Annotated in this window: 14 protein-coding genes, 1 riboswitch and 1 other annotated feature; of the genes, 9 read left to right on the top strand and 5 right to left on the bottom strand. The window is 36.0% G+C overall.

Translation table 11 applies throughout. From position 1 onward, the window contains the following. Positions 1–94 precede the first annotated feature (94 nt). Complete coding sequence (locus tag NHG49_RS25785) at positions 95–334, top strand: DUF3947 family protein (protein WP_000980964.1); 240 nt, start codon at positions 95–97, stop codon at positions 332–334. A gap of 33 nt (positions 335–367) precedes the next feature. Here the strand turns inward: NHG49_RS25785 and crcB (NHG49_RS25780) are convergent, their stop codons facing one another. Next, positions 368–724: a fluoride efflux transporter CrcB gene (gene crcB, locus NHG49_RS25780; RefSeq protein WP_064476233.1), complete on the bottom strand. Its 357-nt coding sequence runs from the start codon at positions 722–724 to the stop codon at positions 368–370. Continuing rightward, positions 721–1125 carry a fluoride efflux transporter CrcB gene (gene crcB, locus NHG49_RS25775; protein WP_064476234.1) on the bottom strand — a complete coding sequence of 135 codons (405 nt, stop codon included), beginning with the start codon at positions 1123–1125 and terminating at the stop codon, positions 721–723. Before crcB (NHG49_RS25775) ends, crcB (NHG49_RS25780) begins: the two co-directional genes overlap by 4 nt. A 54-nt stretch (positions 1126–1179) precedes the next feature. Further along, positions 1180–1239, bottom strand: a riboswitch (Fluoride riboswitch). 221 nt (positions 1240–1460) lie between these two features. Here crcB (NHG49_RS25775) and NHG49_RS25770 point away from each other — a divergent pair. From NHG49_RS25770 to tyrS, 5 genes are all read left to right on the top strand, one after another. Then, positions 1461–2519 (top strand): endonuclease/exonuclease/phosphatase family protein, encoded by a 1059-nt coding sequence (locus NHG49_RS25770; protein ID WP_000734839.1) that lies wholly within the window; start codon positions 1461–1463, stop codon positions 2517–2519. Positions 2520–2553: 34 nt separating this feature from the next. Next, positions 2554–4056: a DUF4077 domain-containing protein gene (locus NHG49_RS25765; RefSeq protein ID WP_064476235.1), complete on the top strand. Its 1503-nt coding sequence runs from the start codon at positions 2554–2556 to the stop codon at positions 4054–4056. 211 nt (positions 4057–4267) lie between these two features. Continuing rightward, on the top strand, positions 4268–4663 hold the full coding sequence (locus tag NHG49_RS25760) for an SET domain-containing protein (RefSeq protein WP_258126672.1): 396 nt from the start codon (positions 4268–4270) through the stop codon (positions 4661–4663). Between the two features lie 388 nt (positions 4664–5051). Beyond that, positions 5052–5969, top strand: a complete 918-nt coding sequence (gene murB, locus NHG49_RS25755; RefSeq protein WP_064476236.1) for a UDP-N-acetylmuramate dehydrogenase — start codon at positions 5052–5054, stop codon at positions 5967–5969. 97 nt (positions 5970–6066) lie between these two features. Then, positions 6067–6282, top strand: a binding site (T-box leader). Positions 6283–6333: 51 nt separating this feature from the next. Next, positions 6334–7596 carry a tyrosine--tRNA ligase gene (tyrS, locus tag NHG49_RS25750; protein WP_258126670.1) on the top strand — a complete coding sequence of 421 codons (1263 nt, stop codon included), beginning with the start codon at positions 6334–6336 and terminating at the stop codon, positions 7594–7596. 190 nt (positions 7597–7786) lie between these two features. Here the strand turns inward: tyrS and NHG49_RS25745 are convergent, their stop codons facing one another. The 3 genes from NHG49_RS25745 to NHG49_RS25735 all read right to left on the bottom strand — a co-directional run bounded on the left by NHG49_RS25745 (position 7787) and on the right by NHG49_RS25735 (position 10228). Continuing rightward, the gene (locus tag NHG49_RS25745; protein ID WP_258126668.1) at positions 7787–8965 is read right to left on the bottom strand and encodes an NAD(P)/FAD-dependent oxidoreductase; all 1179 of its coding nucleotides are present in this window, start codon (positions 8963–8965) and stop codon (positions 7787–7789) included. A gap of 44 nt (positions 8966–9009) precedes the next feature. Then, complete coding sequence (locus NHG49_RS25740; protein ID WP_001115312.1) at positions 9010–9450, bottom strand: DUF1641 domain-containing protein; 441 nt, start codon at positions 9448–9450, stop codon at positions 9010–9012. Between the two features lie 430 nt (positions 9451–9880). Then, complete coding sequence (locus tag NHG49_RS25735; protein WP_000760478.1) at positions 9881–10228, bottom strand: winged helix-turn-helix transcriptional regulator; 348 nt, start codon at positions 10226–10228, stop codon at positions 9881–9883. A gap of 395 nt (positions 10229–10623) precedes the next feature. Here NHG49_RS25735 and NHG49_RS25730 point away from each other — a divergent pair, with 395 nt between their 5' ends. The 3 genes from NHG49_RS25730 (at position 10624) to NHG49_RS25720 (ending at position 13715) form a co-directional block, all read left to right on the top strand. Continuing rightward, a complete protein-coding gene (locus NHG49_RS25730) occupies positions 10624–11787 on the top strand; it encodes an MFS transporter (protein ID WP_258126893.1) in 1164 nt (387 codons plus the stop codon). A 15-nt stretch (positions 11788–11802) separates the two neighbouring features. Continuing rightward, positions 11803–12642 carry an aldo/keto reductase gene (locus tag NHG49_RS25725; RefSeq protein ID WP_374987922.1) on the top strand — a complete coding sequence of 280 codons (840 nt, stop codon included), beginning with the start codon at positions 11803–11805 and terminating at the stop codon, positions 12640–12642. A gap of 125 nt (positions 12643–12767) precedes the next feature. Continuing rightward, a complete protein-coding gene (locus NHG49_RS25720; RefSeq protein ID WP_258126667.1) occupies positions 12768–13715 on the top strand; it encodes a thioester domain-containing protein in 948 nt (315 codons plus the stop codon). The last annotated feature ends 513 nt before the right edge of the window (positions 13716–14228 follow it).

Genomic DNA, 14228 nt, shown 5'->3' with positions numbered 1-14228 from the left:
GTTTAAGTAGTGAGGGATTCATTAATCGGGACAAAACACTCACCATGAAATAGAAACATACTATATGGAAGAAAAATAATAAGTGAGCTGAATCATGATGAATCATTATTTTTATAGTGGTAGACAAGTGGGAGCAGCTATTACACTGGCAGGAGCACAGGGGACAATTCATGCTGTGAATCAAGCGATTCAAATGCAGCAGCAAGCATATTTTGCACAAATGATGCAAGGGCAGTATATGTCGTACTCACAGCCTCCGATGCAAATTGTACATTACGATGTGCATCCAGCGGGTTTATTCTCCATTCCATATGGCGGGACATACTTCTTATGAAAGAAAGCGACTGATAAGAGTCGCTTTCTTTTTTTATATTCCGCCTAGCTTCATTCCAAGGAATGCAAAAAGGATACCGATTATATAAGTAGCACTTAAATATAGAAATAGTATGCAAAAGTTTTTACGATTGAAGAGCTGAATGGACTCTAGTTTAAATGTTGAAAATGTCGTGAAGGCACCCATAAATCCAGTACCTAATAATAATTGCCAACCTGTAGTGACGCCATTGCCAATTATATATCCGAGTAAAAACGCCCCTGTTATATTAATGAGAAATGTAGCAATTGGAAAGGAAGTTTTATTTCTTTTTTTAAACCAATTGCTAATTGCAAATCGTGTAATAGCACCGAAGAAACCTCCAGTTGCCACTAATAAAGCTTCCATCATAAGTGATCACCTTTCGTAAGATGTTTCTTAAGTAAGAAATCACCTAATGTATAGCCAAGACCAGACATAATGAGTCCACCAAGTATGCTGCATGATACATATAAGAAAGCCGTATTCCATTCAGAATGATTGATTAATTGCACAGTTTCTACACTAAATGTCGAAAACGTCGTAAAGGAACCGATGAATCCAGTTCCAACGCCTGTGATAATTTCTGAAGGCAAGATATTTCTTCGAGCGATATACGTAGTTAGCCACGCTAATAAGAAGCAGCCGGCTAAGTTAATAAGTAACGTAGCTAATGGAAATGAATGATGCCATGAAGTATGAATAGTAAGACCTAAATAATAACGAGAGAGGGCTCCTAATATACCGGCTATGCCAACGATAATATAAATCAATTTCTTCACCTCTTTAAATAGCTTGCTCAAAAAAATAGACTCCTACCAGTAGTTATACTGGTAGGAGTCATTAGCTAAGCAGCAGTTATGGCGAACTCCATCGCCTATAATTATTACATATAGTGTACTAAAAATTGCGTAGAATTTCCAGTGAAGAAGTGGAGCTGTTTTGTATGTATGTGATGCTTTAAGATAGGGAACTTCTGTTTATAAACTAAATATAGTGATATAAGGTTTTTGATGTGATAAAATGTTTCTTATGTCTGTCATTTGTTTTTAGTTGACTGAAAATAAAGAAAAGTAAAATTGGTAGTTTTAGAAAAGGAGTCGTTCGTTTGAAAAAATTATTAAAAATAGTACTTATATGTATTTTAGTAGGATTGGGAGTTGTAGGTGGTTTTTTAGCGTATATGACACTTACAAAAGAACAGCCGGCTAATGTTATAAGTTTGAAGGTGGAGAATAATAAGGAACGCGTGTTAGCGCTTGGAAATGAATTTAAAGTTACAACATTTAATATTGGCTATGCTGGATTAGATAAGGATCAAGACTTCTTTATGGATGGTGGAAAGAGATCTGGTTCAAGTAGTAAAGAGCAAACGGAAACGAATTTAAAGAATATGCTTTCGTTTTTACAAAATGAGAATAGTGATTTTACGTTATTACAAGAGGTTGATATAAAATCACTGCGATCTTTTGATGTAAATGGACATGAATTTTTGAAAAAAGGATTACCTGATTATGCTTCGTCGTTCGGAAAGAACTATGATACAAAATGGGTCCCTGTACCAATTACAAGTCCAATGGGATATGCGGAGGCTGGACTAAGTACGTTTTCTAAATATACAGTCCAAACAGCGCAGAGGTTCCAACTTCCTGGAATGGAGCCTTGGCCAAAGCGTTTGTTTGATTTAGATCGAGCGATTGTTGAGCATAAAATACCTGTTAATAATGGGAAGTTTGTGAGACTCGTAAATTTACATTTGTCTGCGTATGATGAAGGCGGGAAAATTAGAAAACAGCAAGTAGAGTTTTTAAAAGAATATATGAACAAGCATTATGAAAATGGTGATTACGTAATAATGGGCGGAGATTGGAATCAATTACTTTCGAACGCTCAGTTAAGTGATCCGAAGTTTGTGAAAGAGCGCCCAGAGTGGTTAGTAGAGTTACCAAAGGACTTTACTGATGGTGGCTTTAAGTGGGCTGTAGATCCGTCTGTTATGACGGTGAGAGATGATGTGAAGAAATATGTGGAGGGTGAAAACTTCGTCACGATTATTGATGGTTTTATCGTTTCACCGAATGTGGAAATTGTAAATGTACAAGGGAAAGATTTAAAGTTTGAAAATAGCGATCATAACCCAGTAAGTGCGGTATTTAAGCTGAAGTAATCGATATGTATAAGTAGAAGGTGGGGCTTCATATATGGAGTGGTTAAAGAGAACTTGTTTTTCTAACCTTGAGAAAGAATCACAGAAAAATCATTTATTGCTGTTCATTACGATTTGTAGTTTCTTTCTTGGAATAATCGCGATTGGGTATTACGGATATATTTTTACAGAGAGAGCAATAGCATTTTGGGTTTGTGGCATTTCAGTTGTTGTATTTGGAACGCTTCTTACTTTTATAGAAAGCATGGAAGCGATGTATAAATATATCATGACATTTATGTTGCTTATTATGTCTTTCATTATGGTACAAGCTTTTAACGAAAGTCCGGCTGTGTTTCAAATGATCTACTTTACACTAGCAGTTTCACTTATTTATTTAAGTGAACGTCTCGTTATCATTCTCGGCGGAGTGGCGGTTGTTATCACATTTATTCTTTGTAGTTATTGGCCGGAGCAATTTTTTGCTTATACAGCGGCATCTGAAGCTGCAAACTTCGCAAGCTTGTTAGCAATCGTAACGATCGCTATGTGGGGCGTAACGAAGATTGGCTCTAATCTGCTAGCTCGTTTAAGTGATGAGAAGCAAGAAGTGATGAGGAAAGCTCAGGAGCTAGAAGAGACTCAAAGACTTATTGAGGAAACTGTTGTGAAACTAGATAGTAATTTCAATCATTTAAGACAAAATATGAATACATCGATGGAGTCGATGAGTGAAATTAATTTTGCTTTTGAAGAGGTGGCAGTTGGTACTCAATCACAATCAGAGATGATGCATCGTTCAGTAGAAGTATTGAATGATATGGAAGGAAATATTGAACAAATCATTTCTCAAGTAAGAGGTGCATCGATTCGTGTTGATGAAAGTTTAGAGATTTCAAAGGGTAGTGTACATACTTTACGAAATTTTGAAGCGAATATGAGAAGTTTAAATGATGTTGTTTCACAATCAGGAATTATATTTAGAGATTTAATGATGCAGTCGAAGCAAATTAACGAAATTGTAGATGTAATAACGAATATTTCAAGTCAGACGAGTTTGCTAGCTTTAAATGCAAATATAGAAGCTGCAAGAGCAGGAGAGCATGGAAAAGGATTTGCTATTGTAGCGAATGAAGTATTAAAGCTTGCCGAAGAATCGAATCGTTCTGCGGGGAGAATTCAAGGTATTTTGAAGGAGTTTAGTAATCAAGCAAGTAAAGTGGAAGTGCAGGTAGAGAAATCAGAAAAAGTACAAGAAGAATGTAATGAAATGCTAGCAAGTGTTTTAACAAATGTAACGGATTTAGGGAAGTTTATTGATGCAATTAATGATGTAATGAGAGAGATTGTTGGTCATCAAGAAAACTTGCAGGTTAAAACGACGAATATCGTAAAGGATGTTACACATGCTTCTAATGTAATTCAGCAAACTTCTGCGGCTACGGAAGAAGTGTTAGCAAGTGTGGAAGAAGAAAAACATCGAAATGATATATCGGTGAAGACGTTACATACTGTTAGCGAGCAAGTGAAGTTACTAGAAGATATTTTAGAAAAGTAATATCTCTTGAAAAGGGCACACCATATGTGCTCTTTTTTCATTTAAACGAATACTTAATAGTAATTTAATTGCTTTTCTGCGCGTTTTCTGCCAAGCTTAAGGAGATAAACTGAGACTTTAATTAGTGGGGCTATACGCTACTGATTATTAGTTGAACCCCGCAAATAGCGGAATAAAATACTTCAAAGAAAGAATTATATAGGTGACGCATATGATCGAAGTTAAGACTTCTGAACTTAGTGATGGAGAATTTAATAGAGGGGTATTTGCAACTCGTGATATTAAAAAGGGTGAGTTGATTCACTCAGCACCAGTTATCTCTTATCCGAATGAACAGCATGAACACATTGAGAAAACGTTACTTGCTGACTACGCATTTGAGTATGGGGTAAATCATACGGCATTCCTTTTAGGATACGGCATGTTATTTAATCATGCATATAATCCGAATGCAACGTATGATATTGTCTTCGAGAATCATACGTTTAACTTCTTTGCTTACAAAGATATAAAAGCGGGAGAAGAGATTCTAATCAATTATAATGGTGAAGTTGATGACGATGAGCTATTATGGTTTGATCAGGAAAAAGAAGAGAACGAAAAGTAAATTATAATAAGTAATAAAAAAGATGCTTTTACCTATGTAAAAGCATCTTTTTTATTGATGAAAATAAAGTAAAGGTTACAAAAAAATACCACTTTATTTTCGTATGGTATAGTAAGATACTGAAGGATAGTGTTTTGAAAAAGTAATATATTTTACAAATTGTTGTCTTTCTGATGACATGTCAAGTTTAGTAGCCCATTTGGGTTGCTTTATTATGCAATATATATTTTAATATGAGTGGCACCTCTTATAAATTAAGAGGTTTATAGGTGTCTCGAATTGATTTTGGGTACACTGTATCCACCACTTTAGGTTCGTTCATGTATGTGGGGATATTATGGGCCCGTATAACGGGATAAAAAGAATATAGAAATAGAGGAATCGTAAAATGAATATGCAAGAGGTTTATGAATATTTAAGTACGGTATTGCCTGAAGGTCATGTGAAACAAGATGAAATGTTAAAGAATCATACACATATTAAAGTTGGTGGAAAAGCAGATGTGTTCGTTGCGCCGACGAATTATGATGAAATTCAAGAAGTTATCAAATATGCTAACGAATATAATATTCCAGTTACGTTTTTAGGAAATGGATCGAATGTCATTATTAAAGACGGTGGAATTCGCGGGATTATAGTAAGTTTAATTCACATTACAGGTGTGACTGTAACAGGAACGACGATTGTAGCACAGTGTGGTGCAGCAATTATTGATGTATCACGTATTGCATTAGATCATAATTTAACGGGTCTTGAGTTTGCTTGTGGTATTCCAGGTTCAGTTGGCGGAGCATTATATATGAATGCTGGTGCTTACGGCGGTGAAGTATCGTTTGTATTAACAGAAGCTGTCGTAATGACAGGTGATGGAGAGCTACGTACTTTAACGAAAGAAGCATTTGAATTTGGATATCGTAAGAGTGTATTTGCAAACAACCATTACATTATTCTTGAAGCGAGATTTGAGCTTCAAGAAGGTGTGCGTGAAGAAATTAAAGAAAAAATGGATGATTTAACGTTTAAACGTGAATCAAAACAGCCTTTAGAATACCCTTCATGTGGTAGTGTATTTAAGCGCCCACCAAATAACTTTGCTGGTAAATTGATTCAAGAATCAGGTCTACAAGGTAAGCGAATTGGCGGAGTGGAAGTTTCTTTAAAACACGCTGGATTTATGGTGAATGTTGATAACGGAACAGCACAAGATTACATTGATTTAATCCATTTTGTACAAAAGACCGTTGAAGAGAAATTTGGCGTGAAGTTAGAGCGAGAAGTAAGGATTATTGGAGAAGATAAAGAGTAACGAAATCCGTATGAAAATGTGAATTATTTTAAAATAACATTTGGGTATTGTTGACAATTTGTTTTTAATTCAATATAATGGCTAATAATTTAACAAATAATATACGTTGAAAGAGCCCAGTAGCAGTTTGTCACTGTTAACGAGAGAGCTAGGGGTTGCTGGAACCTAGCACAAACAAACTTGCGAATTACACTCTGGAGTATCTTAGGTAATGCTAAGCGGATTGGCAATCGATATTATTGCTAAGAGTGGTATGAGTAGCTATGCTATTTATACAAACTGGGTGGTAACACGGTGAATAATCGTCCCTATGTCATAGACATAGGGACTTTTTGTTTTCAAAAAAATAGAAGGGATGAAAAAGATGAATATTATTGATGAATTAGAATGGCGCGGTGCCATTAATCAACAGACGGACGAAGAAGGTTTACGTAAGCTAGTAGAAGAGAAAAAGATTTCACTATACTGCGGAGTTGATCCGACTGGTGATAGTATGCATATTGGACATTTGATTCCGTTTATGATGATGAAGAGATTCCAGTTAGCTGGCCATCATCCAGTTATTTTAATTGGTGGGGCAACAGGAACAATTGGTGATCCGAGCGGACGTCAATCAGAACGTCAACTTCAAACGTTAGAAGTAGTTCAGCATAATGTGGATGCGTTAACAGCGCAAATGAAAAAGCTATTTGATTTTGGCGGAAATAGCGAAGTGAAGATGGTAAATAACTACGACTGGACACATGAAATAAACATTATTGAGTTTTTACGTGATTACGGGAAGAACTTTAGCATTAATAGCATGTTAGCGAAGGACATTGTAGCCAGTCGTTTAGATACAGGTATTTCTTTCACAGAATTTACGTACCAAATTTTGCAAGCGATGGACTTCCATCATTTATACACGAAAGAAGATGTTCAACTGCAAATTGGTGGTAGTGACCAATGGGGAAATATTACGAGTGGTTTAGATTTAATTCGTAAGTTAGAAGGGCACGAAGCGAAGGTATTCGGATTAACGATTCCATTATTATTGAAATCAGATGGTACGAAGTTTGGTAAATCTGCAGGTGGTGCGGTTTGGCTTGATCCTGAAAAAACAACACCATTTGAATTTTACCAGTTCTGGGTGAATACAGATGACCGTGATGTAGTGAAATACTTGAAATACTTTACGTTCTTAACGAAAGAGCGCATTGATGAATTGGCAGTGAAGGTAGAAACAGAGCCTCATAAACGTGAAGCGCAAAAAGTATTAGCGGAAGAAATGACGAAATTCGTTCATGGAGCAGAGGCACTACTGCAAGCTGAGAAGATTACAGCAGCGTTATTTAGCGGAGATATTAAATCGTTAACAGCTGATGAAATTGAGCAAGGTTTTAAAGAGATGCCAACATTCCAGTCTTCAAAAGAGACGAAAAACATCGTAGAATGGCTAGTTGATTTAGGGATTGAACCATCTAGACGACAAGCACGCGAAGATATTAATAATGGAGCTATTTCTATGAATGGTGAAAAAGTAACGGATGTGGGGACAGATGTTACTGTAGAAAATTCATTTGATGGACGATTTATTATTATTCGTAAAGGGAAGAAGAACTACAGCCTTGTGAAGTTAGGAGAGTAGTTTGTGTGAAAGGATGGGGGTAGGAAGAATACTTCCATCTTTTCGTATACACAATTTGGACATAAAATTATCAGTAAATTTAGATAATTGAAAGGGTTATATGATTCTGCTGCCGAATATATAAGCTAGAGAAAATTACGGATAAAAATAGCCCGAACCATGCAGGGCATGATTCGGGCTTATATTCAGATTAGTAAGCTAAGCTGAATAGACCTTTAATGTGTGATAAGTAACGAACGTTACTTGCTTCTTTCATTAATGATGCTGGTAAGCCTTTAAGTGGAGTATTGCTTGCTCCAATTGTAGCAACAGCATCTTTACGTCCTAGACTAGCAAGTGTTCCAGAGTTTACAGGTGCGAACTCTTCGAATGCTTTGCCTTCTAGTGCTGCGTATAAGTTGTATCCAATTAACTCACCCATTTGCCAAGCGATTTGTGCAGTTGGTGGGTATGGACGTCCGTCTGGAGCGAAGACAACAGCGCTGTCTCCAGCAACGAATACGTCTTTGTGAGAAGTAGATTGTAGGTATGCATCAACTGTTGCACGTCCACGGTTTACTTCAAGACCTGATTCACCGATTAATGGGTTACCTTGTACGCCGCCTGTCCAAACGAATGTGTTAGCAACAAGTTTTTGACCGTCTTTTAAGTCAATTTCATTGCCAGCAACGTTTGTTACAGGAAGACCTGTTAAGAATGTAACACCGCGTGCTTCTAGGCTAGTAGTTGCACGTTCGATTAAGTGGTCTGGTAATACTGGAAGGATTTTTGGACCTGCTTCAACAAGAAGAAGTTTAACTTCTTTTGGATTTACGCCGTGGCTTTTTGCAAGTTTAGGCATAATGTCAGCAAGCTCACCAACTAGCTCAACGCCAGTTAATCCGCCACCACCGATTACGATTGTAGCATCAGCTTCGTTTTTCGTTTTTGCGTATTCACGAATACGGTCTTCAACGTGTTTGTAGATTTTGTTTGCATCAGCAGCAGATTTTAATACCATGCTGTTTTCTTCTAGTCCTGGAATACCGAAGTAAGCAGTTTTACTTCCTAAAGCAACTACAAGTGCATCGTAAGATAAAGTAGTGCCACCAGCTAGTTTAATTTCTTTCCTATCAACTGAGAATGACTCAACTGTTGCGATTTTAAGATCGATGTCTTTACCTTTGAAAAGCTTTGTAAGTGGCATTGCAATTGCTTGCTCAGCAACGTTACCAGCTGCAAGGCGGTGTAGTTCAGTGATGATTTGGTGTGTTGAGTATTGGTTAATCACTGTAACTTGTGCTTCTGATTTGCTGTAATATTTACGTACGTTTAAAGCGGCAAGAAGACCGCCATAACCAGCGCCTAAGATGACAATTTGTTTTGACATAGTATGATATCCCCCGTCTTTACTAATTGTTGTTATAAGTTAAATTATTTATTGTTACGTTCTGCACTAATTTGAAGGTATGCGTTCACAAAGCGGAACATTTTTTGTGCTTGTGGGTCTTTTAGTAATTTTAATAGACCGAACAGGCCGATAACTTCGTTGCTTTCGTCAGCACGATCTTTCGCTTCGATAGCAGTTGCAGCCATGCCTTTCACTGTATCTTTTACAGGTTCTACAAGCTCTGTGATTGCACTAACAGTGTCGCTTTTTAATACTTCATCAGTAGCAACAGTTTGAGCGAAGTCATAAGACTTAGTTAAAATATTAACAAGCTCAGTTAATTTTGGAAGCTGTTCTACTAGTGTTGTTAATGATTCTTGTACCTCAGGTTTTAACAACTGATCAAGTACATCAAGTTGTCCTTGGCTAGCAGAAATTTGTACAGTTTCTTGTTCTGGCTTTGTTTGAGTCATAGTTTCTGGCATCTCCAATTCTCCTTTACGATAGCAATACTCTTATTTTTGATAGGTAAGATAGTAAACGTTTGCGAAACTTTATACAAAGTTTCACAAAGCACAATAAAATGCCTTTAAATTTATGCCAGCAAGTAAGCTGAAATCATAAATCCAAAACCATAATGTCCTACCTATTATTTATGAACTGTCCGATACATGGCTTGTCCGCATAATGAAAAGTTCCTTTATCGGAAAGTGTATATAATATATATCCTATATTATATACTATATACACCTATGTTAACATAAAAATGATTCCTAATTATTTGATATTAAGCGTATAACGTAGTACTGACAAGGCGTGAAAGCGCATAAATTATTTTGATAAGGTAGGAAATGTACGTATATATAAATAAAAAAAGGAAAAAATGGACAAATTTATGTTCATTTTTTCCTTTTTTTATTGTTCACCTTCTGTAATTAGCATCGATGTGTTACCGCTTTTTTCAAGGTGGCATTCGCCCCAAGTACAAAGAGAATCGAGAATGGATTCTAAAGACCAACCGTAGTCTGTAAGAGAATATTCTACTTTCGGTGGTACTTGATTGTATACCTTTCTTTGAATAACTCCGTCTTCTTCTAATTCGCGTAATTGCTGTGTTAACATCTTTTGTGTAATACCAGGCATGAGACGTTTTAATTCACTCGTTCTCTTTGTACCTTTCGTTAAGTGGCAAAGAATAACGACTTTCCATTTTCCGCCGATAACCTCTAAAGTCGCTTCAACGGGAATATTATATTTCTTCATATAAAAAATCTCCTTTGATGAATATAGATTTCAGTTCTCCAACAAAAGAAGCTAAATAATTTAAATGTTACTAAAAAGTACCTATAGCACTTTAAAGTACGTACTTTTTATCATGTTGAATATGTTCCATAATAGCATATGTAAGAGGGAAATGAGTAGTACGGTACTAAAAAGTGCCTATGTTACTTTTTGGTACCTATCGTACTTTAAAGTGCGTTCTTCAAAAAAAGAGTGAAGCCATTCATAATAGCATATATCAGCAGTAAAGTTATGTTTGTAGAAGATAAAAAGGCCTTTTTATCACACTATTATGATTGGATTTCTCGCATTAAGGAGGAGTTCAATTGAATTCATATACAGTATCTTCTTCAGCGGTACAGACGAATCGAAGAAGTATGTTTGCTTTATTAGCACTAGCAATTAGTGCGTTTGGAATTGGTACAACCGAATTTATTAGTGTCGGTTTATTACCATCTATTTCAGAGGATTTACATGTTTCTGTTACAACAGCGGGTTTAACCGTTTCTTTATATGCATTAGGAGTAGCGTTTGGTGCCCCAGTATTAACGTCGTTAACAGCTAGTATGTCGCGAAAGACGTTATTAATGTGGATTATGATTATTTTCATTATTGGTAATGGAATTGCGGCAGTGGCAACAAGTTTTACTGTGTTACTTATCGCGAGGGTTGTATCTGCGTTTGCGCATGGTGTTTTTATGTCGATAGGATCCACAATTGCGGCTGCGCTTGTACCAGAGAATAAACGTGCAAGTGCAATTGCATTTATGTTTACTGGTTTAACTGTTGCGACCATTACAGGTGTACCGATTGGAACATTTATCGGTCAACAATTTGGTTGGAGAGCATCGTTTATGGTAATTGTGGCAATTGGAATCGTTGCCTTAATCGCTAACAGTATGCTGATTCCGTCTAACTTGAAAAAAGGTACATCCGTATCATTTCGTGATCAATTCAAACTGATTACGAATGGAAGACTATTACTTGTATTTACTATTACTGCATTAGGGTACGGGGGGACATTCGTAACATTTACGTATTTATCTCCGCTATTACAAGAAGTAACAGGATTTAAATCAAGTACCGTTACAATTATTTTGTTAGTGTACGGAATTGTAATTGCGATTGGGAATATGGTTGGCGGGAAATTATCAAATCATAATCCGATTCGAGCATTATTTTACATGTTCTTTATTCAAGCAATTGTATTATTTGTTTTAACATTTACAGCGCCATTTAAAGTCGCTGGACTCATCACAATTATTTTTATGGGACTATTTGCGTTTATGAATGTTCCAGGGCTACAAGTGTATGTCGTTATCTTGGCTGAGAGATTTGTTCCAAGTGCTGTTGATGTGGCATCAGCGATTAACATTGCAGCATTTAACGCAGGAATTGCTCTTGGTGCTTACTTGGGCGGTATTGTAACGAACTCGTTAGGGTTAATTCATACGGCCTGGGTAGGAGGCATTATGGTAGTAGGTGCTGTTATTTTAACAGCGTGGAGTATGACATTAGAAAAAAGAGATCAAGTGAAATAAGGGAGAGAAAATATAATGAAAAATTTACAAAGTACAACAACATTGCATAACGGTGTAGAAATGCCTTGGTTCGGTTTAGGTGTATTTAAAGTAGAAGATGGACCAGAACTTGTAGAAGCTGTAAAATCGGCGATTAAAGCAGGATACCGCAGTATCGATACAGCTGCGATTTATGGAAACGAGAAAGCTGTAGGAGAAGGAATTCGTGCTGGTATAAAAGAAGCAGGGATTTCTCGAGAAGATTTATTTATTACTTCAAAAGTGTGGAATGCAGATCAAGGATATGAAACGACACTTGCTGCATATGAAGAGAGCTTAAAAAAATTAGAGCTAGATTATTTAGACTTATATCTTGTTCATTGGCCTGTAGAAGGGAAATACAAAGATACGTGGAGAGCATTAGAAACACTTTATAAAGAAGAACGCGTACGTGCAATTGGCGTAAGTAACTTCCAAGTTCATCACTTACAAGATGTAATGAAAGATGCGGAAATCAAGCCAATGATTAACCAAGTAGAATACCACCCTCGTTTGACACAAAAAGAATTACAAGCTTTCTGTAAAGAACAAGGTATTCAAATGGAAGCATGGTCACCATTAATGCAAGGTCAATTGTTAGATAACGAAACATTACAAGCAATTGCTGAGAAACACGGTAAAACGACAGCTCAAGTTATTTTACGTTGGGATCTTCAAAATGGAGTAATCACAATTCCGAAATCAACGAAAGAACACCGTATCATTGCAAACGCTGATGTGTTTAACTTTGAATTAACGAAAGAAGATATGGAGAAAATCGATGCGTTAAATGAAAATCATCGTATTGGTCCAGATCCTGATAACTTTGATTTCTAAACTTATAGTGGAGAGAAAGAGTGCAAACAGTTTGCACTCTTTTTTTGTTTTGTTTATGCATAAAAAAAGTTTCTAACTAAATAATAAACAGAAGAAAATTTGTTATTTCATAAGGGGTTGTAAACATGAATATAAAAAGATCTTTCAAGCTAATGGCCGCTTTTTTGAGTGTTTTATTTGTTTTTGCGAACTTATTATTTCCACTTCAACAAGCATTCGCGGAAGTTATGGATCATACAAAGTATGAAATGGATTGGAGTTATAGTAAGTCAAAGAAGAAACCAATTCGAACAGAGCTTATTAAAACAGCAGATGGTAAAATTGCCTTTTGCTTAAATGTAGATTTGAAATCTCCAAGCGGTCAAGATTTACCGGAAATGGGGAAAGTGGATATTAATGTGTATCGTGTACTATTAAATGGATATCCACAAAAGAGCCCACAAGAATTAGGTGTTTCTGATTGGAGAGAAGCGCATTATGCAACGCAGCTTGCAGTATGGAATGCGTTAAAACAAATTGATATTAATGATTTAGATTTTCGAAATAAAAATGTAGAAAAGGTAACGAAAGATATTGTTGCAAAGGCAAGCGCTAGTGAAGAATTACAAGAAATTACGATGAGTGTCGTGCCGTCAGAAGAGCAACAAGCAGTGTTGAAAAATGATTTCTTTGAAACAGGTTTATATACAGTAGAAACAAATGCGAAAAGCGGAACATATAAAGTGCAAGCAACAGGTGCACCAGAAGGCGCGAAATTTGTAAATGAAAAGGGCGAAGCAAAAACGGAATTTAATGTAGGAGAAAAGTTCCGCATCTTAATTCCGAAACAAACACCAGCTGGTGGGTTTAGCTTTAAAGTATTAGGGAATTTAACAAAGTTACAAGGGATTGCACATAAAGGGACACCGACTATTCAAAATGCAGTTGTATTACTTGAGCGTAGTGAAGAAAAAACAAGTCCGGAGTTATCGGTAAGTTGGAAAACAACAAATGGTCATGATAATAATAAACCACATACTCCAAATGAACCACATACTCCAAATGAACCACATAAACCGAATCAAAAGAGATAATGAAAAAGCATTGGCTTGTGCCAGTGCTTTTTTATATGACTGATAAAATTATATTAAAAAAATTAAATGCGGGATAAAATTACTGTTTATACAGTTTGAACTCTATTTAGAAATAATATAAATATACCAAAATTCAAACATTACAATTAATAGATTGTATTCACAAAATCGTAACATTATTCTGATTGGAAAGGCTATCAAACAAAGTAGAAAGCGTGTAAAATTCAGTTGGAAAAACTACCTATTGATGGTCATATATGAAGAAAATGTAAGATTCTATTATTATTCACAATTTTAGATGTATAGATGACAATACTGAAATATATCTTTTACTATTCTCTTTTTATGTAGAGAGAACTCGTCACAAGTAGAGAGAAGTGAGGGGGATACAGTACATAAAAATTTTATAATGTAAGAAAGCGAATACATTGAGAGGAATGCGGTAGTAATTGATACAGGTGTGCGAGGTGTTAGTCTATTCGTTAAATGTTTTTATAAAAATAATAGGATGTC

Source organism: Bacillus sp. IBL03825 (assembly GCF_024712505.1).
GTDB classification, from domain to species: domain Bacteria; phylum Bacillota; class Bacilli; order Bacillales; family Bacillaceae_G; genus Bacillus_A; species Bacillus_A wiedmannii.
Note: the sequence above shows the minus strand (reverse complement) of the source record. Positions and strands in the feature narration are given on the sequence as shown.